Annotated in this window: 19 protein-coding genes and 1 pseudogene; 10 read left to right on the plus strand and 10 right to left on the minus strand. The window is 72.1% G+C overall.

What is annotated here, in order from left to right:
• Positions 1-18: 18 nt before the first annotated feature.
• Both ACIBN2_RS23070 and ACIBN2_RS23075 read right to left on the minus strand, forming a co-directional pair.
• On the minus strand, positions 19-405 hold the full coding sequence (locus ACIBN2_RS23070) for a hypothetical protein (protein WP_399136767.1): 387 nt from the start codon (positions 403-405) through the stop codon (positions 19-21).
• A 74-nt stretch (positions 406-479) separates the two neighbouring features.
• Entirely contained in the window at positions 480-1259 is a 780-nt protein-coding gene (locus ACIBN2_RS23075; protein ID WP_399136769.1) for a hypothetical protein, read from the minus strand.
• A gap of 536 nt (positions 1260-1795) precedes the next feature.
• Here ACIBN2_RS23075 and ACIBN2_RS23080 point away from each other — a divergent pair.
• Both ACIBN2_RS23080 and ACIBN2_RS23085 read left to right on the plus strand, forming a co-directional pair.
• Entirely contained in the window at positions 1796-2476 is a 681-nt protein-coding gene (locus ACIBN2_RS23080) for a transglycosylase family protein (RefSeq protein ID WP_399136771.1), read from the plus strand.
• Between the two features lie 113 nt (positions 2477-2589).
• Entirely contained in the window at positions 2590-3279 is a 690-nt protein-coding gene (locus ACIBN2_RS23085) for a transglycosylase family protein (protein ID WP_399136772.1), read from the plus strand.
• Here the strand turns inward: ACIBN2_RS23085 and ACIBN2_RS23090 are convergent.
• From ACIBN2_RS23090 to ACIBN2_RS23100, 3 genes are read right to left on the minus strand one after another with little or no spacing between them, the layout of a single operon-like run.
• On the minus strand, positions 3182-3892 hold the full coding sequence (locus tag ACIBN2_RS23090) for an ABC transporter ATP-binding protein (protein WP_399136774.1): 711 nt from the start codon (positions 3890-3892) through the stop codon (positions 3182-3184). The two genes, ACIBN2_RS23085 and ACIBN2_RS23090, sit on opposite strands and share 98 nt — an antisense overlap.
• The gene (locus ACIBN2_RS23095) at positions 3889-6558 is read right to left on the minus strand and encodes an ATP-binding cassette domain-containing protein (protein ID WP_399137449.1); all 2670 of its coding nucleotides are present in this window, start codon (positions 6556-6558) and stop codon (positions 3889-3891) included. Before ACIBN2_RS23095 ends, ACIBN2_RS23090 begins: the two co-directional genes overlap by 4 nt.
• Positions 6558-7037, minus strand: a complete 480-nt coding sequence (locus tag ACIBN2_RS23100; RefSeq protein ID WP_399136776.1) for a hypothetical protein — start codon at positions 7035-7037, stop codon at positions 6558-6560. Before ACIBN2_RS23100 ends, ACIBN2_RS23095 begins: the two co-directional genes overlap by 1 nt.
• Positions 7038-7180: 143 nt before the next feature.
• Here ACIBN2_RS23100 and ACIBN2_RS23105 point away from each other — a divergent pair, with 143 nt between their 5' ends.
• The 3 genes from ACIBN2_RS23105 to ACIBN2_RS23115 all read left to right on the plus strand — a co-directional run bounded on the left by ACIBN2_RS23105 (position 7181) and on the right by ACIBN2_RS23115 (position 9921).
• Complete coding sequence (locus tag ACIBN2_RS23105) at positions 7181-7756, plus strand: hypothetical protein (RefSeq protein WP_399136778.1); 576 nt, start codon at positions 7181-7183, stop codon at positions 7754-7756.
• The gene (locus ACIBN2_RS23110) at positions 7725-9020 is read left to right on the plus strand and encodes an ABC transporter substrate-binding protein (protein ID WP_399136780.1); all 1296 of its coding nucleotides are present in this window, start codon (positions 7725-7727) and stop codon (positions 9018-9020) included. Before ACIBN2_RS23105 ends, ACIBN2_RS23110 begins: the two co-directional genes overlap by 32 nt.
• Positions 9021-9111: 91 nt before the next feature.
• Entirely contained in the window at positions 9112-9921 is an 810-nt protein-coding gene (locus ACIBN2_RS23115; RefSeq protein ID WP_399136781.1) for a hypothetical protein, read from the plus strand.
• Here the strand turns inward: ACIBN2_RS23115 and ACIBN2_RS23120 are convergent.
• Positions 9910-11043 (minus strand): epoxide hydrolase family protein, encoded by a 1134-nt coding sequence (locus tag ACIBN2_RS23120; RefSeq protein ID WP_399136783.1) that lies wholly within the window; start codon positions 11041-11043, stop codon positions 9910-9912. The two genes, ACIBN2_RS23115 and ACIBN2_RS23120, sit on opposite strands and share 12 nt — an antisense overlap.
• A gap of 63 nt (positions 11044-11106) precedes the next feature.
• Here ACIBN2_RS23120 and ACIBN2_RS23125 point away from each other — a divergent pair, with 63 nt between their 5' ends.
• Positions 11107-12147, plus strand: a complete 1041-nt coding sequence (locus ACIBN2_RS23125) for a helix-turn-helix transcriptional regulator (protein WP_399136785.1) — start codon at positions 11107-11109, stop codon at positions 12145-12147.
• Here the strand turns inward: ACIBN2_RS23125 and ctaD are convergent.
• A pseudogene (gene ctaD, locus ACIBN2_RS23130) lies at positions 12041-13717 on the minus strand (cytochrome c oxidase subunit I); the annotation flags it as partial. The gene ACIBN2_RS23125 and the pseudogene ctaD sit on opposite strands and share 107 nt — an antisense overlap.
• A gap of 422 nt (positions 13718-14139) precedes the next feature.
• Between ctaD and ACIBN2_RS23135 the strand changes: the two are divergent.
• Positions 14140-14355 carry an I78 family peptidase inhibitor gene (locus ACIBN2_RS23135; protein WP_399136786.1) on the plus strand — a complete coding sequence of 72 codons (216 nt, stop codon included), beginning with the start codon at positions 14140-14142 and terminating at the stop codon, positions 14353-14355.
• 91 nt (positions 14356-14446) lie between these two features.
• Here the strand turns inward: ACIBN2_RS23135 and ACIBN2_RS23140 are convergent, their stop codons facing one another.
• Both ACIBN2_RS23140 and ACIBN2_RS23145 read right to left on the minus strand, forming a co-directional pair.
• Positions 14447-15472, minus strand: a complete 1026-nt coding sequence (locus tag ACIBN2_RS23140; RefSeq protein ID WP_399136788.1) for a phosphatase PAP2 family protein — start codon at positions 15470-15472, stop codon at positions 14447-14449.
• A 239-nt stretch (positions 15473-15711) separates the two neighbouring features.
• Positions 15712-16980 (minus strand): hypothetical protein, encoded by a 1269-nt coding sequence (locus ACIBN2_RS23145; RefSeq protein ID WP_399136790.1) that lies wholly within the window; start codon positions 16978-16980, stop codon positions 15712-15714.
• 261 nt (positions 16981-17241) lie between these two features.
• Here ACIBN2_RS23145 and ACIBN2_RS23150 point away from each other — a divergent pair, with 261 nt between their 5' ends.
• Positions 17242-18849 carry an MFS transporter gene (locus ACIBN2_RS23150; RefSeq protein WP_399136791.1) on the plus strand — a complete coding sequence of 536 codons (1608 nt, stop codon included), beginning with the start codon at positions 17242-17244 and terminating at the stop codon, positions 18847-18849.
• 96 nt (positions 18850-18945) lie between these two features.
• Complete coding sequence (locus tag ACIBN2_RS23155; RefSeq protein ID WP_399136793.1) at positions 18946-20136, plus strand: acyl-CoA dehydrogenase family protein; 1191 nt, start codon at positions 18946-18948, stop codon at positions 20134-20136.
• A 37-nt stretch (positions 20137-20173) separates the two neighbouring features.
• On the opposite strand, the gene ACIBN2_RS23160 is transcribed toward ACIBN2_RS23155, so the two are convergent.
• Positions 20174-20614, minus strand: a complete 441-nt coding sequence (locus ACIBN2_RS23160) for a cell division protein SepF (protein ID WP_399136795.1) — start codon at positions 20612-20614, stop codon at positions 20174-20176.
• A gap of 337 nt (positions 20615-20951) precedes the next feature.
• Between ACIBN2_RS23160 and ACIBN2_RS23165 the strand changes: the two genes are divergently transcribed.
• The gene (locus tag ACIBN2_RS23165) at positions 20952-22124 is read left to right on the plus strand and encodes a DUF5685 family protein (protein WP_399136797.1); all 1173 of its coding nucleotides are present in this window, start codon (positions 20952-20954) and stop codon (positions 22122-22124) included.
• Positions 22125-22204: the final 80 nt, after the last annotated feature.

The raw sequence follows: 22204 nt of genomic DNA on the forward strand, positions 1-22204 counted from the left end.
TCCGCCATGTCCGTGGCGTCAGTGGACGCCGCGCGGGCCGGGCGGCAGCGCCGCCGGCGAGTGGTGCAGCCCCGTGGCCTGCTGCCCGGCCGACCCGACGCGCTGCCACTGCGACTGCTGCCGGGCACTGACGGCCCCCGCGCTGTAGGCGCTGTAGGAGCTGCTGAAGGAGCCCGGCCGGTGTCTGGCGTACATCCCCGCACCGTGCATGTTCCCGAAAGCGGTGAACCCCAGCTCCTCCTCGCCGCTGCGGTCACCCGGCAGCGTACGAAAGGACCTCACGTACTCGGCGTAGAGCGCGTCGTAGATGGGCGTGGCCGATGAGCCGCCCGAGACGTCCTGGGCCGACCGCGCGGACGGAATCGGCTGGAGGGACTGGCGGCGGGGAACGTCGTATGGGTGCACGTATGTCCAAACGACCCCGGACTTCAAGGGATGCGGTCAGGACCGGCCCCGTTGGGCGCACGCGCAGGGCGCACTCACGTCCCGGCGAGAGGCATGGCGACACCGACCAGCTTGCCGTTGGCCGCCGCCTTGTCCAGCGCGTCCCGCAGCAGGTCCTCGCGGGGCTGGCGGCCGATGGAGCCCACCGGGGCGGCGAACAGGAGCACCTGCTGGAGCTTGTTGGCGGCGGCCCGCCAGCCCTCGGTGACCTGGAGCGGCTGATGCGCCTGCCACCAGGCCACCGGCTGCCCGCCGTTGCTGCCGGGCTGGAGCACCGCGTGCAGCTGGCCCATGGCGAGCAGCACCGACCAGCCGTGCAGCACCGGCGGCACCTCGGTCAGCTGCATCAGCGGCATGAAACCCTGCTCGATGAGCAGCGGCAGGAAGTCGTCGCCGGCCCCCGTGGTGCCGGGCCGCACGATGGGTCCGGTCGGCTCGACGACCAGCGCCGGGTGCAACTCCCCGGAGATCAGGACGAGTCCGCTCGTCACGCCGAGCACGGCCTGCTCCGGAACGGCCTGCGCGGTGTCCATGTCCACGGTGTTCCCCGAGATGGACCGCACCGCGCCCTGCAGCTGCTCCTCGGTGACCTGGACGACCTGCGAGGGCAGGCAGGTGGCGTGGGCGAAGGCGAGGACCGCGGTCTCCTCGCCGATGAACAGGACGGTGCTGGTGCGCTCCTGTTCGGAGTCGCCCGGGGTGCGGCAGGACGTGCAGTCGTAACTGCCCGGGTTCTCTCCGGCGAGCAGCCGGTCGGCTTCTTCGTCGCCGATCTCGGCGCGTACCTGGTCGCTGACGTCGAGCATGCGCGGCACGGGTGGCTCCCTCGGGGTCGTGGTGCGCGGCGGGGCCGGGTGGCTCCCGGCCCGTGAACCGGGTGGACCCGGGCTCATGAAGAAGACAACGGGTGATCTGTGGCGGGAGTCACGCCTGACGGCGAACGGAATCGAACCATCCACCGCACAGTGTCACCGCAGGTACGGAATCGGGCACTCACCGTCAAGTCCTCGGAAATCCAGGGAAGTTGGTTTCGTGAGGTGAGTCACAGATCGCCCCGGTGTCAGGCCGACAAATCATGAAATCAACGAATGAAGTGGGTGTCCGGAAGTCGCTGATACCGGCGGTAACGGCGAACTGGCCTGGAATGACAAGGAGTTGGTTGCTGACGGGTCGACAGGCTCTCTAGATTCCTCCGCCGTGTGCAACGAGCACCGCTCGGGTACGTCCGCCGGCCGCAACACGCCAGCTCAGCATCACCTCCGGCGGACGGGGCGGGGCGTGACGACCACTCAGGTGAGGGGGAGGGCGCGCCCGGCTCAGGGGGACCCCGGGTTGTTCGAGAGGGAACTTCATGTCCGAATGTGCCGATACCACTCACGGCAGCGCTCGTCACGACAACGCTCGCAGGACGCCGACTCGTACGACGGCGGTTCTCGCCGGGGCCGCGCTGCTCGCCGCCCCGCTCGGGCTGCTGGCCGCGACCGGAAACGCCGCGGCTGCCGACAACGGAGTGTGGGACCGCATCGCCCGGTGCGAGAGCGGCGGCAACTGGCACATCAACACCGGTAACGGCTACTACGGCGGGCTCCAGTTCTCCGCCGGCACCTGGCGCGCGTACGGCGGAGCGGCCTACGCGTCGACGGCCGACAGGGCCTCCAAGGGCCAGCAGATCGCCGTCGCGAGCAAGGTCCAGCGTGCCCAGGGTTGGGGCGCGTGGCCCGTCTGTTCGGCCCGGGCCGGAGCGTACGGAAGTGCGCCGGCCTCCTCCGGCTCGGTGACCACCGACTCGGCCGGGACCACGAAGACCACCAAGGCAGCCCCGTCGAAGAAGCCGTCGAAGGCGCCGGCACGCTCGACGGGCCATGCGAGCCGTGGCTCCTCCCGCGGTGACTACACCGTCCGCCCGGGCGACACCCTGAGCAAGATCGCCGCCCGGCACGGGACCACCTGGCAGAAGCTGTACGCCGCCAACAGGACCGTCATCGGCGGTGACCCCGATGTGATCGTGCCCGGGCAGCAGCTCCAGCTCTGAGCCGCTCCCCGCGCCGGGCACGGGCCCCCTCCGGTCGTCCGACCGGGTGGGGCCCGTGGCCGCTCCGGACGCGCCGGAGCGGCCACGGGCCGACCAGTGCTTACGTTGGGCCGATGTTGCGCACGCACCGCAGGCACGGCACGCCCCGCAGGCACCGCACGCTCCACAGGTGTCGCACCTACGGCACGCCGATCGCACTCGTCGTGGCCGCCGCCCTCTCCGGCCTCCTCGCCCCCGCCGCCGCCCAGGCCGCGCCGGCACCCCTGACTTCCCGCGCGCTTCCGGCGCGCGCGGCCCACGAATGCGCCAAGGACCACTGGCCCTGGGGCTGTCTCGCCGAGTGCGAGAGCGGCCGGCGCTGGAACGCCAACACCGGGAACGGCTACTACGGGGGCCTGCAGTTCGCGCAGTCCACCTGGAAGGCGTTCGGCGGGCTGAAGTTCGCCGCGCGCGCGGACCTCGCCTCGCGCGAGGAGCAGATCAGCGTCGCCAAGAAGGTGCTGGCCGAGCAGGGCTGGAACTCCTGGCCCGTCTGCTCGGACCGGTACCGGCTGGAGGGACGCGTGCTCGCGGCGCGACCCGGCCGGACGCTGGCGTCGATCGTGGAACTGCTCGGCGTCCACGGCGGCCTGCCCGGGCTCTACCCGTCCGACGACGACATGACCGGCAGCAGCCCGGACCAGGCGGACCCCGGCACGCTGCCGGTCACGCCGGAGGACTCGGACGGCGCTCAGGAGCCGCACCCCCGCGCGGAGTTCGGCCCGCCCCTGACCGACGCTCCAGCTCACCCGGCTCGCCGCTGAACACGACGGCGCCCCGCCGCAGTTCGTACACCAGCACCCCGGCGCGGTCCTGGAGCCCTGGCGGCAACCGCTGCTCCGCCACCACGACGCACGCGTCGAGGGCGCCCAGGAGTTCGTACGTGCGGGCCGCGACCGTGGGCGACATGCCCTGCGCGGGCTCGTCGACGAGCACCACGCGCGCGCGTGCCAGCAGGGCACGGGAGAGGGCGAGCATGCGCTGCTCGCCGCCGGAGAGGGTGCCGGCGCGGCGGGGGAGCAGGGGCGCCAGCTGCGGATAGGCGTCGAGGGCGGCGGCGTGGTCGCGGGCGGTCAGCTCCAGGTTCTCGCGCACCGTCAGGGAGCCGAAGACCGCCAGTCGCTCGGGGACCAGGCACAGTCCGCGGCGGGCCCGCTCGAAGGCCGGCATCCGGCTCACGTCGACGCCGTCCCAGACCACCGCGCCACCGGACAGCGGCACCGTTCCGGCCAGTGCGCGCAGGGCCGTCGTACGGCCGGAGCCGTTGCGGCCGAGCAGGACGGTGAGGCCGGGGCCCGGGGCGGCGAGGGTGACGCCGTGCAGGGCCTCCAGGGGGCCGTAGCGCACGCGCGCGTGCCGCAGCGAGAGGGTGGTCATGCACCCGCCCCCGTGGTGCCGAGCGCGTCGAGCACGTGGGCGGGCGGGCCCGAGGCGATGATGCGGCCGGCCGTCATCACGTGCACGACGTCCGCGAGGTCGGAGACCAGGTCGAGGTCGTGCTCGACGACGAGGAGGGCGGTGCCGTCCGCCGCGAGGGCCTTCAGCACGCGGGCCAGGGCGGTGACTTCGGCGCTGTCGAGGCCGGCCGCGGGCTCGTCGAGCAGCAGGACGCGGGGGCTGCCGGCCACGGCCCGGGCGAGTTCGACGCGGCGCAGCGTGCCGGTGGGGAGCCCGGCGGCGGGAAGCGACCGCTGCGGCCCGTCGAGGGCCAGCAGCCGCAGTGCGCGCTCCACGGCTCCCGGGTCGCGCAGGCGGCCCTGTTCGGCGCCTACGCGGACGTTCTCGGCGACGGTCAGGGAGGGGAAGACGGCGAGTTGCTGGAAGGTCCGGGCGATGCCGAGGCGGGTGCGGGCGTGCGCGGGGAGGCGGGTGATGTCGCGTGCGCCGAGGCCCACTCGGCCGTGGGTGGGGCGCAGAGTGCCTGCGAGGCAGTGGAACAGGGTGCTCTTGCCCGCGCCGTTGGGGCCCACGATCGCGGTGATCCGGCCGGGGGTGACGTTCAGGTCCACGCCGTCCAGGGCGGTGAAGGTGCCGTAGCGGGCGTGCAGGGCCTGAGCTGTGAGAGTTGGTGCGGGTTCGGTTTGGTGCACCCGGCCTTCGGCCGCATCTGTGTTCCCACCCGCACCACCGGTATCCCTTTCGATCTCGGGTGCGGGTGGCCCCTGTGGGGGCCGGCCACCGTCGGCGGCTGCCGGCCGTAGCCGGTTGCGTGCGCGCAACCCCACCGGCGTCAACCGTGCGCTCCGGCGCAGACGCAGGCGTTCCGCCCCCGTCCGCAGCGCCTCGTACGGCCCTCCCGGGAACCGTCCGACCAGGACCGCCAGTACGCCGATCAGGGCCGCCGCCACACCGCCCCTCGCGCCCGCGTCCAGGCCCACCAGCAAGGCGGCCGCCAGGAGGGCGCCCAGGGTGCTGTCGGCGCCCAGGACCACCACCGCGGCGAACCACAGCAGGCCGCGGACGGGGTCGTAGGCGGTGGGGTCGAAGGCGCGGACGCCCATGCCGAGCAGGCCGCCGCCGAGGGCGGCCAGCGCGGCGCCCGAGACGAAGGCCAGGAGTTTGAGCGAGGGGACCTGGACGCCCGCCGCCGAGGCGCCCGCCTCGTGGTCCCTCATGGCCGCCAGGGCCCGGCCCGTGCGGCCCCGGCGCAGTGCCCGGGTCGCCAGCAACGCGGCTGCCAGCAGGGCCAGTTCGAGGACGTAGTAGGCGTGGTCGCCGTCGAAGCCCGCCGGGCGGCCCAGCGCGAGCCCGGAGGTGGCGTACGGCTGGGCGAAGACGAAGCGGCTCACGCCGACGCCCACCGCGAACGTCGCGAGCGCGAGGGCGAGGCCCCGGCGGCCGATGGCCGGCCAGCCGGTCAGCAGGCCGAGGGGGGCGACGAGGACCACCGCCGCGGCCAGCGCGGCCAGTTCGGGCAGCCGGGGCAGCCCCGGGAAGCGGCCCGCCGCGAGCAGCGCCGTGAACAGGGCGCCCAGACCCGCGTACGCCGCCTGCCCCAGCGAGATCTGGCCGCCGCGGCCGGTGACCACCACCAGGGAGAGCAGGACCACGCCCAGCGCCGGCACCTGGACGGACGTGTGCAGGTCGGGGCCGGCGAAGCCGAGCGGCAGCAGGAAGAGGACGACCGCCACGATCCACGCGCCCTGCGGCGTCGGCACGCGCGCGGAGGCCGTGCGGGGCAGGGCGTCGCGCGTGCCGATGCGGGGGAGGGCCAGGGCCGCCACCAGCAGGGCCACCACGAACAGGTTCGCGCCCACCGCCTGCAGCAGGGGTTCGCCCCAGCCGGAGGGATGCAGCCGCGTCAGCTGGCTCTGTGCGACCCCGATGCCCAGGGCGACGACGACGGCCACCGGCAGGCTGCGCATCCGCGCCGCCACCGCGACCGCCACGACCTCCATGACGAGCAGCGGCAGCCCGTACGGGTCGAGGCGGACGTAGGGCGCCAGCAGCACGCCCGTCAGGCCCGCCGTGAAGGAACCGAACGCCCAGCCCGCGGCCGCCACCCGGTCCGCGTCGATCCCGCCGAGCACCGCGAGCTGCCGGTCGTCGACCACGGCCCGCAGCTCCGTGCCGAACCGCGTCCGGCGGATCACCGTCCCGACCCCCGCGGCCAGCACGAGCGCCACGCCCAGCTGCCCCCACGGATCGGCCGACACCAGCTCCGGTGCGTCGTCCCGTGCGCCCTGCCCCCACAGCACCGCCGCGCCGCCGACCAGCAGCACGAAGACCCCGATCGAGGCGACGAGCGTCTGCGCCGGGTCGCCGCCCAGGACCGCCAGCGGCCGGAACACGAACCGCTCCAGGGCCACGCCGATTCCCGGAGCCAGGAACACGAGCGTCACCGTCGCCGCCAGCCACAGCGGCCAGCCCCACTCGACCACGCACTGCCGCAGCACGTACGCGCACACCATCGCGATCGCGCCGTGCGCGAAGTTGAGCACCCCGGTCGCGCGGTACGTCACGATCAGGCCGATTCCGGTGAGCGCGGCCGCGCTGCCGACGGAGAGGCCGGCCAGCGTCAGGTCGTAGGTCAGCGAGGACATCAGTCGGTGTCGCCGGTGGGCTCGCAGATCGGGCACGGGCCCAGTTCACCGCTCGTGATCAGCTTCGTGTCCACCGGCACGGCCTCCACCTTCCCGGCCACCAGCGGGCAGTCGGCGCGGTGCCAGAGCGTGCCGCCCGGCACCATCAGCAGGTCGCCGCTCACCGCGAGGGGCAGGGCGGCCGCCGCGGGTCCCGACTCCTCGGCGTCGGCGGAACCGGCGGCCACCAGCAGGCCGTACAACTCCTCCACGCGCGCGGCGGCCAGCGCGTTGCGCCCCTGGGTGAGCAGTACCGCACCGGCGACGATCAGTGCCGCGCCTGGGACCGTGCAGGAGGCGAGGTAGGGCAACTGGCGCTCCGCGTACCGCTCGCCGGAGATGCCGTACCAGCCGATGACGCACAGCACCGCGCCCGTGGCGAGCGCGGCCCAGCCGGCCCACAGGACGGGGTGCACACTCCGCAGTCGGCCTGTCCGCATCGCTGGCTCCCACACGTCGCGTTCCGGTGCATGTGTCTGGAGGTATTCCATGTAAGCCGATGGACTTGCACTATGCCCTGTGGAAGCTGACCCTGAAAGCACCGGGCGCACCTTGCCCGGACCGACACCCGGTGGTGAGCCAGATGGTTCTCGGGAGCGACCTCAGGCGGGGGAAGGCACAAGTGGGGCGCGGTCCAAGGGCGGTGGGGCGGGGCACGGCGGCGCTCGCCGCCCTCGTGCTCGTCTTCGTCCCGGTCCTTGCGGCGTGCAGCGACAACAGCGGCGGCGGCAGCGCGAGCGCTCCTCCCACTCCGTCCGTGCAGCGGACGACGAGCGCCCCGGCGACGGCGCCGGCCGATCCGGCGGCCGCCACGAAGCAGATCCGGGAGAACTGGAAGAAGTTCTTCGACCCGGCCACGTCCACCAAGGACAAGCAGGCGGTCCTGGAGAACGGCGACAGGATGGGCCCGGTCATGCAGGCCTTCGGCGGTGACCAGCGTGGCGGCGAGGTGCAGGCCAAGGTGACGAAGGTCGAGTTCACCTCGCCGGCCAAGGCGACCGTGACCTACGACCTGACCCTGAAGGGCGCGACCGCGCTGCCGAACGCCTCCGGGACGGCCGTCGAGCAGGACGGCACCTGGAAGGTCTCCGTCAACACCCTGTGCGCACTGGTCGGCATGAGCGGAAATGCCTCGGCTTCGGCGCTCCCCGGCTGCTGAGACCGCCGCCGCGGTGCTGCTGCTCCTGATGGGCACGGCCTGCGGCAGCCGGCTGCCGGAGAGCGACTTCGAGCACGGCCGGACGAACGCGCCCGCGTCGAGCGGCGCCGCGCCCGTCCGCGTCGGCATCGTCACGAGCGCCACCAGCCCGGTCGGGGGCAACACCTTCACGGGCCCGCGCGACGGCGCCAAGGCGTGGTTCGACCGGCTCAACGCGCAAGGGGGCATCGACGGTCACCCCGTCGAGGTGCGTGAGTGCGACGACGGCGGCAGCGGCGTCGGCAACAACACCTGCGTGCGCCGGCTGATCGACGACGACAAGGTGGTCGCCCTCGTCGCCACCACGGCCCTGGACTACGAGGGCGCCTCCCGCGTCTCCCAGGCGCGCGTGCCCGACATCGGCGGTCAGCCCATCGGCGCGGCCTACGACACCTGGCCCCACCTGTACGGCATCTACGGCAGCCTCGCGCCCCGCGACGGCACCTCCGGCTGGGGCGGGAAGCTCTACGGCGGCACGGAGGTCTACCGCTACTTCAAGCGCGAGAAGGGCGCCCGCACGGCGGCCGTGGTGTCGTACAACCAGGCGTCCTCCGCGGCCTACGCCCGCCTCGTCGTGCAGGGCCTGAAGGCCGAGGGCTACAAGGTGGTCACCGAGGAGGTCGACTTCGCGCTGCCCAACTTCCGTGCCGCCGCAGCCGACTTGAAGGATCAGGGTGCCGACCTGGTCTTCGACGCCATCGACACCCACGGCAACGCCCAGCTGTGCCGGGCGATGGACCAGGTCGGCGCCAAGGTGATCGCCAAGGTCACCAACGTGCAGAACTGGACGTCCACCGTCGCCGACGACTACAAGGACTCCCCGCGGTGCCGCAACGCGCTCTGGGCGACCGGCTCCAGCCGCAACTACCAGGACACGGGCAACGCGGCCGTGCGGCGGTTCAGGGACGCCACCAAGGGGCTGAAGACGCACTCCCAGTGGCAGTTGGAGGGCTGGGCGGCCGGCATGTGGTTCACGGACGCCGCCAAGTCCTGTGCGCGGAAGGGGATCACGCGCGCGTGCGTCGACGCCTTCATGAACCGCAGCGAGAACTACACCGCCGGCGGACTGCTGGTTCCGGTCGCGTTCGATCGGCTGGCCGAGCCGCCGAAGCACCGCAGAACCTGCCTGTCGGTGGCCCGTTGGCAGGACGGCAAGGGCTGGGTGTCCCAGGGCGACATGAACAGCACCTGCTTCGACGTGCCCCAACTGCCCTACCGGCCGTAGATCCGCGGGCACGGAACGCAACCAAATTGCCGGGCCGCGGGTCTGACCGGGCAGCACAGGCCGAGGGAGGACGAGGGAGGATCTTGACCGGATGAGGACGCTGGCTCCGCGGTCCGTACCGCTGCGCGCCGACTGCGTCGCCGACTCGGCGGGCGGGCTGACCTTCGACGTCCCCGCCGCCGGCGAGGCCGCGGGCGCGCACATGGTGCTGCGCCGGCGCGAGGGCCACGAGGAGGTGAGCCTGCCGCTGACCCCGGCCGGGGACGGCCGGCTGCGCGCCGCGCTGCCCAGCAGCGTCGCCCTCTCCGAGGGGCGCTGGGACGCCTACGCGCGCGTGGACGCCGGTGAGCCGCGCCGCCTGCAACTCGGCGCCACCGACCTGCACTCGCTCGCCGCGCGCACCCCCAGCGGCTCCCGCGGCCACGTCGCCGTCCGCATCCCCTACGCCAACCGCCAGGGCAGGCTCATCGTCCGCAGCTGGCTGCGCGCGCCGCACGCCGAGGTGGGCGAACTGCTGGTCAGGCAGGGCGTGCTGACCGTGTCGGGGCGGATGTACGGCACCGGGCTCGGCCCGCACGCCCACGCCGAGATCCACGGCCGGCACGCGTCCGTCCCGGTTCGGCGGGCCGAAGTCCTCGCCGACCACGCCGGGTTCCGCTTCAAGGTGGTCTACGCGGCCCTGGAACCGGGCGTGTGGGACCTGTGGCTGAGGCCCGCGGGCGAGACCGGACCGGCGGTGCGGGTCGCGCGGCTGCTCGACGACGTGGCCGACAAGAAGCCTGTGTTCACCTATCCACGCGCGCGCGTGGACGCGCCGTACGGCCCGGTGGAGGCCGGGCCGTACTACACGCGGGACAACGACCTGTCGGTGTCCGTCACCGCATGCGCCTCACCGCAGTGAGCCGAAGAACTCCCTGACGTCGCCCGTCAGCAGGTCGGGGGCCTCCAGGGCGGCGAAGTGGCCGCCGCGGTCGAACTCCGTCCAGCGGGCGACGGTGTTGGACTGCTCGGCCCAGCGGCGGATCGCGACGTCCTCGGCGAAGTTCGCCACCGCGGTCGGCACACCGGACGGCGCGGTCGGGAACCAGTCGGGGACATGGCTGTTCTCGTAGTAGATCCGGGCCGCCGAGCCGGCCGTGCCGGTCAGCCAGTACAGCATCACGTTCGTGAGCAGCGTGTCGCGGTCGATCGCGTCCTCGGGCAGCGCGGCCGAGGAGTGCGTCCATGCCTGGAACTTCTCCATGATCCAGGCGAGTTGACCGCCGGGCGAGTCCGTCAGGGCGTAGGAGAGGGTCTGCGGGCGGGTCGACTGGAGGACGTTGTAGCCGAAGCCGTCGGTGGTGAACTCGGCGATCCTGGCCAGGCGTTGCCGCTCCCGGTCGGTCAGCTCCTGCCGCGTCCCGTCGTCGACCGGGCCGAGCGGGATGAAGCCGACGGACGCGGCGTTCACATGGACGCCGGCCACGGACTCGGGCGCGACGCGGGCGAGTTCGGGGGAGATGAGGGCGCCCATGTCGCCGCCCTGGGCGCCGTAGCGCTCGTAGCCGAGCCTGCGCATCAGCTCGGCCCACGCGCGTGCCGTGCGCGCGACGTTCCAGCCCTTCTCGCGGGTCGGCCCCGAGAAGCCGAAGCCCGGGATGGACGGGATCACGAGGTGGAACTCCTCGCTCAGCGGGCCGATCAGGCCGAGGAACTCCACGACGGAGCCCGGCCAGCCGTGCGTCAGGATCAGCGGCAGCGCGTCCGGCTCGGGGGAGCGGACGTGCAGGAAGTGCACCGTGGCGCCGTCGATCTCCGTGGTGTACTGCGGGATCTCGTTGAGCGCGGCCTCGTGCACGCGCCAGTCGTAGCCGCCGCGCCAGTACGCCGCCAGGCCGCGGAGGTAGGGCAGCGAGGCACCGTACTCCCAGCCCGCGTCCGGGAGTTCGTCCGGCCAGCGGGTCAGGTCCAGGCGGGTGTGCAGGTCGTCGAGCCGTGCCTGCGGGATGTCGATCCGGAAGCTGTGCACGCTGTTGTCTGCCATGAATCCCACGCTAGGGACCCTTGCGGACAGCCTCTGTCCGCAATCCCTGGCAGACTCGGATCCATGTTGGAGACCTCGGCACGACTCCTGCGGCTGCTCTCGCTCCTCCAGGCCCACCGCGAATGGTCCGGCGCCGACCTCGCCGATCGCCTCGGCGTCACCGCGCGCACGGTGCGCCGCGACGTCGACCGGCTGCGCGAGCTGGGCTATCCCGTCAACGCCAGCCCCGGCACCGGGGGCGGCTACCAGCTCGGCGCGGGCGCCGAGCTGCCGCCGCTGCTGCTGGACGACGACGAGGCGGTCGCCGTCGCCGTCGGGCTGCGCACGGCCGCCGGTCAGGGCATCGAGGGCATCGGTGAGACCTCGGTGCGGGCCCTCGCCAAGCTGGAGCAGGTCCTGCCGGGCCGGCTGCGCCGCCGCGTGGGCGCCCTGAACGCCTTCACCGTGCCGATGCTGCGCGGCCCCCAGACCTCCGCCGTCGACCCGGGCGTCCTGACCGAGCTGGCCAACCTCTGCCGGGACGCCGAGCGCCTGCGCTTCGAGTACAGCGACCACGGCGGCAACGCCACCCGCCGCACCGTGGAACCGCACCGCCTGGTGTGCAGCGAGCGCCGCTGGTACCTGGTCGCCTGGGACCTGGACCGCGACGACTGGCGTACGTTCCGCGTCGACCGCATCACACCGAAGCCGCCGCACGGCCCGCGCTTCACGCAGCGCACCCCGCCCGCCGAGGACCTCGCCGCGTACGTCTCCAAGGGCGTCTCCACGCGCGCGTACGCCTCGCACGCCGTCGTCCGGCTGCTGGTGCCCCTGGAGGAGGCCGTGGAGCGCGTCTCGCCCACGGCGGGCCGCCTCGAGGCGGACGGCCCGGACAGCTGCATCCTGCGCACCGGGGCGGCGAGCCTGGACGTGATGGTCATCCACGTCATGCTGATGGGATTCGAGTTCGAGGTGCTCGAGCCCGCCGAGCTCACCGGGGCGATCAGGACCGCCCGGGACCGGCTTGCTCGCTCGCTGGCTCGGGCTGCGGAGTCTGCGCCGCGTACTCGGGATGGTGCAGGTCGAACGCCGGGGACTCCGAGCGGACCCTCGGCAGGGTGCTGAAGTTGTGCCGCGGCGGCGGGCAGGAGGTCGCCCACTCCAGGGAGCGGCCGTAGCCCCAGGGGTCGTCGGTGTCGACCGGCACGCCGTACTTGGCGGTCCTCCAGACGTTGTAGAGGAACGGCAGCGTCGACAGGCCCAGCAGGAAGGCGCCGATGGAGGAGATCGTGTTGAGGGCCGTGAACCCGTCCGCCGCGAGGTAGTCGGCGTACCGGCGCGGCATGCCCTCCGCGCCCAGCCAGTGCTGCACCAGGAACGTGGTGTGGAAGCCCACGAACAGCGTCCAGAAGTGGATCTTCCCCAGCCGCTCGTCGAGCATCTTGCCGGTGAACTTGGGCCACCAGAAGTAGAAGCCGCCGAAGATCGCGAAGACGACTGTGCCGAACACCACGTAGTGGAAGTGGGCGACCACGAAGTAGCTGTCCGAGACGTGGAAGTCCAGCGGCGGCGACGCCAGGATCACCCCGGTCAGACCGCCGAACAGGAACGTCACCAGGAAGCCGTTGGCCCACAGCATCGGTGTCTCGAAGGACAGCGAGCCCTTGATCATCGTGCCGATCCAGTTGAAGAACTTCACCCCGGTGGGCACGGCGATGAGGAACGTCATGAAGGAGAAGAACGGCAGCAGCACCGCGCCGGTGACGAACATGTGGTGCGCCCACACCACCACGGACAGACCGGTGATCGCCATCGTCGCGCCGACCAGCGTGAGATAGCCGAAGAGCGGCTTGCGGCTGAAGACCGGGAGGATCTCCGTGACGATGCCGAAGAACGGCAGCGCGATGATGTACACCTCGGGATGGCCGAAGAACCAGAACAGGTGCTGCCACAGCAGCGCCCCGCCGTTGGCCGCGTCGAAGACCTGCGCCCCGAACCGCCGGTCCGCCTCCAGGCACAGCAGCGCGGCCGCGAGCACCGGGAACGCCATCAGGATCAGGATCGACGTGAAGAGCGTGTTCCAGGTGAAGATCGACATCCGGAACATGGTCATGCCGGGGGCGCGCATCCCGATGATGGTGGTGATGAAGTTGACCGCGCCGAGGATCGTGCCGAAGCCGGCCAGCGCGAGCCCCATGATCCACAGGTCGGGTCCGAGACCGGGCGAGCGCACCGCGCTGTTGAGCGGCGCGTAGGCGAACCAGCCGAAGGCGGCGGGACCGCCGGGCACGATCAGCGAGCCGAGCACGATCAGGCCGCCGAACAGGAAGAACCAGTACGACAGCATGTTCAGGCGCGGGAAGGCGACGTCCGGGGAGCCGATCTGCAGCGGCATCAGCTCGTTGGCGAAACCCGCGAACATCGGGGTCGCGAACAGCAGCAGCATCACCGTGCCGTGCATCGTGAACAGCTGGTTGTACTGGTTGTTGTCCATGATCTGGAGCCCCGGCCGGGCGAGTTCGGCGCGCATCAGCAGCGCCATCACCCCGCCGATCAGGAAGAAGACGAACGAGGTGATCAGGTAGAGGTGCCCGATCTTCTTGTGGTCGGTGGTCGTCAGCCAGTCGACGATCAGACGCCCCTGCTCACTGATATGCGCGGGTCGCGCCGCCGCCTGCACGGTCTGGGTCCCCATCGCTCGCCCCTTCGCTTGTCGCGCCCCGGGTCCGCCGACGCCCGCGCTTGCCTGGCCGCGGGCTCACGCCATGATGCTCGCGCCCCCGCACGCTCCGACAGGGGGCGTGCGGAGGTTCTGTGCTGAAGACGTGCATTTCCTATGCGGTGTCAGCTTCCGCGTACCCGTCCGGATTCGGCCGGGAAAGAAGTCCGGGGCAGTTCTCCGGGCACTTTCCGACGGGGTATTCGATGAGCTGCCGCGACACGCGGGAATTACGTTCGATTGCCTGCGGAAGGCGTACGGATCCGCCCGTACGGGTGACGCCGACGGGGCGAAACGCGTGTCGTGATCCTGTGACAGAAGTGTGACCGGAGGGGGATGCGGGGTCCGTGGGACACCCCCTGCTTCCCTGCCCGGCGGACAGGGCCTAGCGTGGCGGCATGGCACCGATTCCCACTCCGCAGGCGGAGCCCCAGGACGATCCGGACGCGTACGTCGGCCTCGATGCGGCCGGCGCCGAACGGCGCGCGAGGGAACGCGGATGGTCCACGGTGCGCTCCCTGCCACCGGGAGCGATCATCACGATGGAGTACCGCGTGGGCCGGCTGAACTTCGAGGTGAAGGACGACCGCGTGGTGCGGTCCTGGAAGGGCTGACACAGGCGAAGGCCCCGGTTCCTGGACGGAACCGGGGCCTTCGCCGTGCGGGGGTTGGGTTGTGCGTACCGACCCCGCTGCCGGTGGACGGTCAGGCGCCCGGCACGGGGCGGGCCGTCGAGGTGGTCGCGCCGCGCGGGACGCGGTCCGAGTGCGGCGGGCGGCGGCTGCCCGCCGGAGTGACCGGCGTGCGCTCCGAGCGGGTCGTGTGCGGGCCGGGGGCCAGATAGACCGGCTGCCGGGCGGCGCGGGCCGCGGACGCCCCGCGCGCGGTGGCCTCGTCCTGCGGTGCGGTGGCACGCGGCTGGAGCAGCACCGGGGTGCCGACCGGAGCGGCCGGGGCCGGGGCCGGGGCGGTGCCGCGGGCCCGCCAGCGGTCGCGCAGGTCGAAGAGGCCGACCTCGGCACGGGCGATCAGCGGCTCGCACCAGGGCAGGGCCAGCAGGATCAGCAGTCCGGCGGTCCAGCCGAGGAGCACGTCGCTCAGCCAGTGCGTACCGAGGTAGACCGTGGCCATCCCGACGCCCAGCGCGGTGAGCGCGGACAGCGCGGACAGCCAGCGGCGGGCTCTGGGGGTGGAGGCCAGGTAGGCCAGGATTCCCCAGGTCACCACAGCGTTCGCGGTGTGACCGCTCGGAAATATATCGCCGCCCAGGCCCATCTCGTTCGAGCCGATCATGGTCGCGTAGTGCGGTCCCAGGCGGCCCATGCCGAGCTTCGCGGCGCCGACCGTGATGTTCAGCAGCAGCAGCGCGGTGCCCAGCGTCAGCAGCGGGCGCAGCGTGTGCTGCCGCCAGGAACGCCAGCCCAGCCAGGCCGCGACCATCACCGCGGTGGGGCCGCGCTGGCCGAGCACCACGTAGTAGTCGACGAACCAGTGGATATGCGCCCACTGCTGGTACGGCCGGAAGAACATGACCTGCCAGTCCAGGCGGACCAGCCAGGAGGTGGTCACCACGGCCCACACGATCGCCAGGTAGAAGGCCAGGGTCCCGGTCAGCAACGCGACCCGGTGCCTGCTCATCTTCGGCACATCGATGAGGGCCGGGCGTTCCGGCTCCCGGTCCAGTCTGGCGAACACCCGGTCCAGACGGGTGAGGTTTCGTTCGGTACGCACCCAATCGACGTTACAGCGAGTGAGCTCAGTTCTCCGGCGAATCAGCGGCTTTGTGATGACGATGTGATGTGGGATTCCTCTCAGTAGCCGCTTTATTTCCAAGGAATCCGTAATGCCCGGCCCCAGGCCCCTTCAATTCCTTTGATCATTCTGCGACTCGGTTTTATGGGACTTATGAATTCGTTCACCGAATGCTGGGGCGGATTTCCCCGTACGCTCACCGGGGTCCGGCGAGTCGATCATGGAGGACCGGAGCCGTTCAGCCAGAACGCTCCGTAGACGGCCGATGCCACCGCGACACCGCCCACCACCAGTGCCGACCGGGAGGCGCGCAGCCGGGCCAGGGCCAGGGCGAGCGGCAGCAGCAGCGGGAAGGCCGGCAGCAGCAGGCGCGGCTTCGAGCCGAAATAGCTCGATGCGCACAGGGCCAGTCCAGTGACCACGCCCGCGTACACCAGCAGCGGGAGCGGCTGGCGCTGCCGTACGCAGACGACGTACAGCCAGACCACCAGGGCGACCCCGGCGATCAGTCCGACGCCCGCGAGGGCCGACGGGAACGACGTGAACCTGCCGGCCACGAAGCGGGCGAAGGCGGCGCCGCCGTCGAAGCCGTTGCGCCAGCCCGCCTGGACGTCCAGATAACCCAGCGGGCCCTTGCCGGTGCGGTGGCCGACCCACAGGACGTAGCCCGCGGCGCCCAGCGGGGCCACGAGCATCGCCGCGGCGAGGCGTGCCGTGCCGGGGGCGCGCGAGGTGTCCGGCGCGCCCCCGGATGTCGTGGCGCGCCCCGACGGACCGTCCGCGGACGGCGCGGGGGCGCGTTCGTCCCCGCGGACGGCGCCCGCGTCCGCGGTGCTCCGCTCTCGCCCGAACGAGGCGGCACCGGCGGCCCACACCGCGGCGACGACGGCGAGCCCGACCGGCCGGGTCAGCCCCGCCAGCGCGGCGAGCGTGCCCGCGGTCAGCCAGCGGCCGGTCAGGATCGCGTACAGCGACCAGGCGGCGAGCGCGGTGAACAGTGACTCGCTGTACGCCATCGACTGCACGATCCCCACGGGCAGCACGGCCCACAGCAGCACGGCGCAGATCCCCGCCCTGCGGCCGTACACATGGTCCGCGACCGCGAAGATCCCCCAGGCCGCCGCGAGCGAGGCGAGCAGGGCGACCGCGAAGCCGGCGTCCGCGTACGACAGGGGCGTGGCCGCGTGCAGCAGCCGCTCGAGCCAGGGCAGCAGCGGGAAGAACGCCAGATTCGAGTGCACGTCGCCGTTCGGTAGCCGTACCTCGTAGCCGTACCCGAGATCGGCGACCCGGGTGTACCAGAGCGCGTCCCAGCGGGCGGTCAGCAGGGTGTACGCGCTCTTGCCGCGTGCGGCGCTCCACACCGCCAGCACGGCCAGGCCCAGGGCGCGCACGGCCGCGTACCCGAGGAGGGCCGGGGCCGCACGGCGCAGGGCCCCGGCGCGGGGATCGCGGGGTAGCGCCGTACGCGTCGCAAGATCGGTCACGGGCTCGATTATCGGTGCCGCCGGAACCGGTGAACCCGGCGGGGCATGGGCGAAAGGGGCGGAGAAGTGGCGTATGCCACACGAGTCGGGCCGAACTCTGAGAGGTCCGCCACGTGACCCCGGCGGGAATGCGCGTACGCTGACGTGTCACTCGCCTTCGTTGCGCGGGCCGGAGACCACCGCTCCTCTCCGGCCGAGTCATGGGGAGTCCCCGCCCCATGTGCCCCGCCGAACGCGAGGGAACATCTGGGAGGTACGTACATGTCCGGGACGACCACGGCCGCCGCTGCGCTGCGCCGACGGGCGGCCGGGGCCGGTGCCAACCGCTGGGTCGTCCTCGTCGTCCTCTGTGTGAGCCTGCTGCTGGTCGCGGTCGACGCGACCGTGCTGCACGTCGCGGTGCCCGCCGTCACCGAGGACCTCAAGCCCGGCGCGATAGAGCTGCTCTGGATCGTCGACATCTACCCCCTCGTCTGCGCCTCGCTGCTGATCCTCTTCGGCACGCTCGGCGACCGCGTCGGCCGCAGACGCATCCTCCTTCTCGGATACGGCCTCTTCGGCCTCGCCTCCGGTCTCGCGGCGCTCGCCCACGACCCGCAGGTCCTGATCCTGGCGCGGGCACTGCTCGGCGTCGGCGGCGCGATGATCATGCCCGCGACGCTCTCGATCCTCCGCCAGGTCTTCCCCGACCGGCGTGAGCGGGCGCTCGCGATCGGCATCTGGAGCGCGGTCGCCGCGGTCGGCGCGGCGGTCGGCCCGCTGCTCGGCGGCTTCCTGCTGGAGCACTTCTGGTGGGGCTCGGTCTTCCTCGTCAACATCCCGCTGATGCTGGTCAGCCTGCCGGTCGGACGGCTTCTGCTGCCCGAGTCGAGGGGCGCCTCCGACGGCCCCTGGGACGTGGTCGGCGCGCTGACCGCCGCGGCCGGGCTCTTCGGCGTGGTCTTCGGCGTGAAGCGGCTGGGCGGCGGCGAGCTGGGCCTTCTCACCGTGGTGCCGCTTGTCCTGGGCGCCGTGCTGCTGGTCCTCTTCGTGCGACGGCAGCGCCGCCGTGCGCATCCGCTGGTGGACCTCGGCATGTTCGCCCGGCCCGCCTTCAGCACGTCCGTGGGCTGCATCGTCCTGGCCATGCTCGCCCTGGTCGGACTGGAACTGATCGCGGCGCAGTATCTCCAGCTGGTGCTGGGGCTGTCGCCGCTGGAGACCGGGCTGCGGCTGCTGCCGCTGACGTTCGCCGCGATGGCCGCCGGGCTCGCGGGAGCGCGGATGCTGCGGCGGTTCGGGCCGCGCCGGATGGTGTGCTTCGGGTTCTGCCTGACGGCCGTGTCGGTGCTGCTGCTGACGGCGATGGGCGGCACGGACAACCCGGGCCTGCTGGTGTCCGCCTTCGTCGTCCTCGGCTTCGGCCTGGAGACCACGCTCTTCGGCGCCTACGAGTCGATGCTGAGCGAGGCGCCGCCGGACCAGGCCGGTGGGGCCGCGGCCGTGGGGGAGACGTCGTACCAGCTCGGCGCGGGGATCGGCATAGCGCTGCTCGGCAGCGTGATGAACGCGGCGTACGCGCCGGGGCTGTCGTCCGTGCCCGGTGTCCCGTCGGACGCCTCGGCCGCGGCGGGCCACTCGCTGGGCGAGGCGTACGCGGTCGCCGGGCGGCTGGGCGGACCGGTCGGAGTGGCGCTGCGCCGGGCCGCACAGGACTCCTTCGTGCACGGGCTGCATGTGACGCTGCTGGTGAGCGCGGGCCTGCTGCTCGTGGGCGCGGCCATGGCACTGCGGCTGCCGCGGATCATGCAGTGCGGCGAGACGGAGCCGAAGGTGGAGCTGCCGGTGCCGCGGCAGAGGGAACTGGCGGACTCCCGCGTCTCCGCATGAGCCGGAGGCACTGGACGTGCGGGACACTGCGTCGTAACGTCGGCTCCGGAATCTAACTAGCGATGCTAGTTTTTATGAGTGTCGGAGGGTGTCCCCATGGCCGCGTCCGCGAAGTTGCCCCCGTTCGACCCCGCCGACCCGCTCGGCATCGACGACCTGCTGGAGCCCGAGGACCTCGCCGTCCGGGACACCGTGCGCTCCTGGGCGGGCGACCGCGTGCTGCCCCACGTGGCCGAGTGGTACGAGCGGGGCGAGCTGCCCGCCATCCGGGAGCTCGCGAAGGAACTCGGCGCGCTGGGCGCGCTCGGCATGTCGCTCACCGGGTACGGATGCGCGGGCGCGAGCGCCGTGCAGTACGGCCTCGCCTGTCTGGAGCTGGAGGCCGCCGACTCCGGCATCCGGTCCCTCGTCTCCGTGCAGGGCTCGCTCGCGATGTACGCCGTCCACCGGTTCGGCAGCGAGGAGCAGAAGCAGCAGTGGCTGCCGCGCATGGCCGCCGGCGAGGTCATCGGGTGCTTCGGGCTGACCGAGCCGGACCACGGGTCCGACCCCGCCTCGATGCGGACGTACGCCAAGCGCGACGGCGGGGACTGGGTGCTCAACGGGCGCAAGATGTGGATCACCAACGGTTCCGTTGCCGGTGTCGCCGTCGTCTGGGCGCAGACCGACGACGGCATCCGCGGGTTCGTGGTGCCCACTGACAGCGCCGGGTTCTCCGCGCCCGAGATCAAGCACAAGTGGTCGCTGCGCGCCAGCGTCACCAGCGAACTGGTCATGGACGACGTACGGCTGCCCGCCGACGCCGTGCTGCCGGAGGTCGTCGGCCTCAAGGGCCCGCTCAGCTGTCTCTCGCACGCCCGCTACGGCATCGTCTGGGGAGCCATGGGCGCGGCGCGCAGCTCGTTCGAGGCGGCCGTCGACTACGCGAAGTCGCGGGAGCAGTTCGGGCGGCCCATCGGGGGGTTCCAGCTCACCCAGGCCAAACTCGCCGACATGGCGGTCGAACTGCACAAGGGGATTCTGCTCGCCCACCATCTGGGGCGGCGCATGGACGCCGGCCGCCTGCGTCCCGAGCAGGTCAGCTTCGGCAAGCTCAACAACGTACGAGAGGCGATCGAGATCTGCCGTACGGCGCGCACCATCCTCGGCGCCAACGGGATCTCGCTCGAATACCCCGTCATGCGGCACGCGACCAACCTCGAGTCGGTGCTGACGTACGAAGGCACCGTCGAGATGCACCAGCTCGTGCTGGGCAAGGCGCTCACCGGACTCGACGCCTTCCGGTGAACCCTGCGCGAGGGCAGGGCCGGTGAGCGGCCCTGCCTCAGCTCTGGTTGAAGAATCCGTCCGCGCGGTGCGCCGCCGGATCCCCGCTCACGATCTCCGTGTCGGCCGGAGTCAGCAGGAACACGCGGTTGGAGACGCGGTCGATCGAACCGCGCAGGCCGAAGATGAGCCCGGCCGCGAAGTCGACGACGCGCTTGGCGTCGGAGGCCTCCATGGCGGTGAGGTTCACGATGACCGGAACGCCCTCGCGGAACAGCTCGCCGATGGCGCGGGCGTCCCGGAAGCTGTCGGGGGTCACCGTGCCGATACGGCGGCCCTTCTCCTCGGCGGTGTCCGAGGCGACCTTGACCCGCGGGTCGGTGACCCAGGCATCCCCGGGCTGCTCGGTCCCTTCGGAGTAGTCGTCGTCGTAGTAACGCTCGTCATCGTTGTCGTCGACGAGGCCAAGCCAGGCACTCGCCTTGCGTACCGATCCCATGGACGCCTCCTCTCACAGCGGTTCTTCTGCTTTCCGCATCCCTATGGTCATCCATGATGCGGTTGGCGCGCCAAGTGGATAGACGCCGCGCGGGGGGTTTGTGACGGTACTGGTGCAGAGCGAATCCGTCGAGAGCCCGGGTGCCCCAAGGGTCCCGCAGTATGCGGATGCTGACTGTGAGTGAAATATGATTCTTCACGGCGTACGGGTGATGGCTGGGGCGTACGAGTGAACGGAGTGGTCGATACGATGCGGCAGCTCAACTCCGTATCGGCCGCCTCAGCCGCAACAGCCTGACGGGCCGCATCGGATGGCGCATGTCACGGGGGAGATCGTCATGTTCGGAATAGTCAGGCCCTGCCGTCATCGGCTCGGCGAAAGCCTCAAGTCCCAATGGATGGCGCACTTGTGCGGGCTGTGTCTCGCGCTGCGCAAGGATCACGGCCAGTTCGCGCGCGTCGTGACCAACTACGACGGGTTGCTGATCTCGGTTCTGACGGAGGCTCAGGCCGAGCGGGCGGACGGTTGGCGGCGTACGGCGGGGCCTTGTCCGCTGCGCGGGATGCGGACCGCCTCCGTCGCACAGGGTGAGGGGGCCCGGCTCGCGGCGGCCGTCTCGCTGGTGCTCGCCTCGGCCAAGGTGCGCGATCACGTCGCCGACGGGGACGGGTTGCTGGCGCGCAGGCCGGTGGCGCTCGCCGCGCGCCGGGTGGCGTCGAGCTGGGGTGCCGCGGGCGCTCGTACGGGATCCGACGTCGGGTTCGACACGGCCGTCCTGGTGGACGCCGTGGACCGGCAGATCGGCATCGAGGCGCTCGCCGGGCCCGGGACACCGATCCTCACGGTGACCGAGCCGACCGAGACGGCGACCGGCGCGGCCTTCGCGCACACCGCCGTGCTCGCGGGGCGGCCGGGCAACGCCGAGCCGCTCGCCGAGGCCGGGCGGCTGTTCGGGCGGCTCGCGCACCTGCTGGACGCCGTGGAGGACAGGGAAGCTGACGCCGCGTCGGGTGCCTGGAATCCGCTGGCCGCGACCGGCACCTCGCTGGAGGAGGCCCGACGGCTCGCCGGCGACGCGCTGCACGGGATACGGCTCGCGCTGCGCGAGGTGGAGTTCACCGAGGGCAAGCTGGCGCACCGGCTGCTCGTGCACGAACTGCGCAGCTCCGTGGACCGCGCCTTCGGTACGGCCTCGTGCGGGCACGGCTCGGCGCAGTCACCGGCGGGGGCGTATGCGCCGCCCGGCGGTCCGGGTGGGCCGGGGCTGCCCCCGGGACCGCCGCGGCGCGACCGGCGCGGGCTGCTGGCGGGCTGTGCGGTGTGGGCGGGGCTGGCCTGCACGTGCCAGATGTGCTGCGGCGAGTACGACGACCCGTGGAGCCGTGAGCGCAAGGACGGTCTCTGCAAGGACGTTGACTGCGGCGACTGCTGTGACTGCTGCAACTGCTGTGACTGCGACTGCTGCGACGGGTGCGACTGCTGCGACTGCGGGTGCGACTGCAGCTGCTGACCGGGATGCGCGGTGCCGCGGTGAACGGTGAACTCCCCTGAGACGTAGAGCTGGTTGAGGACGTCGGAACCGTCCGGCCG

The organism is Streptomyces sp. NPDC050534, from assembly GCF_044457745.1.
Taxonomy (GTDB): domain Bacteria; phylum Actinomycetota; class Actinomycetes; order Streptomycetales; family Streptomycetaceae; genus Streptomyces.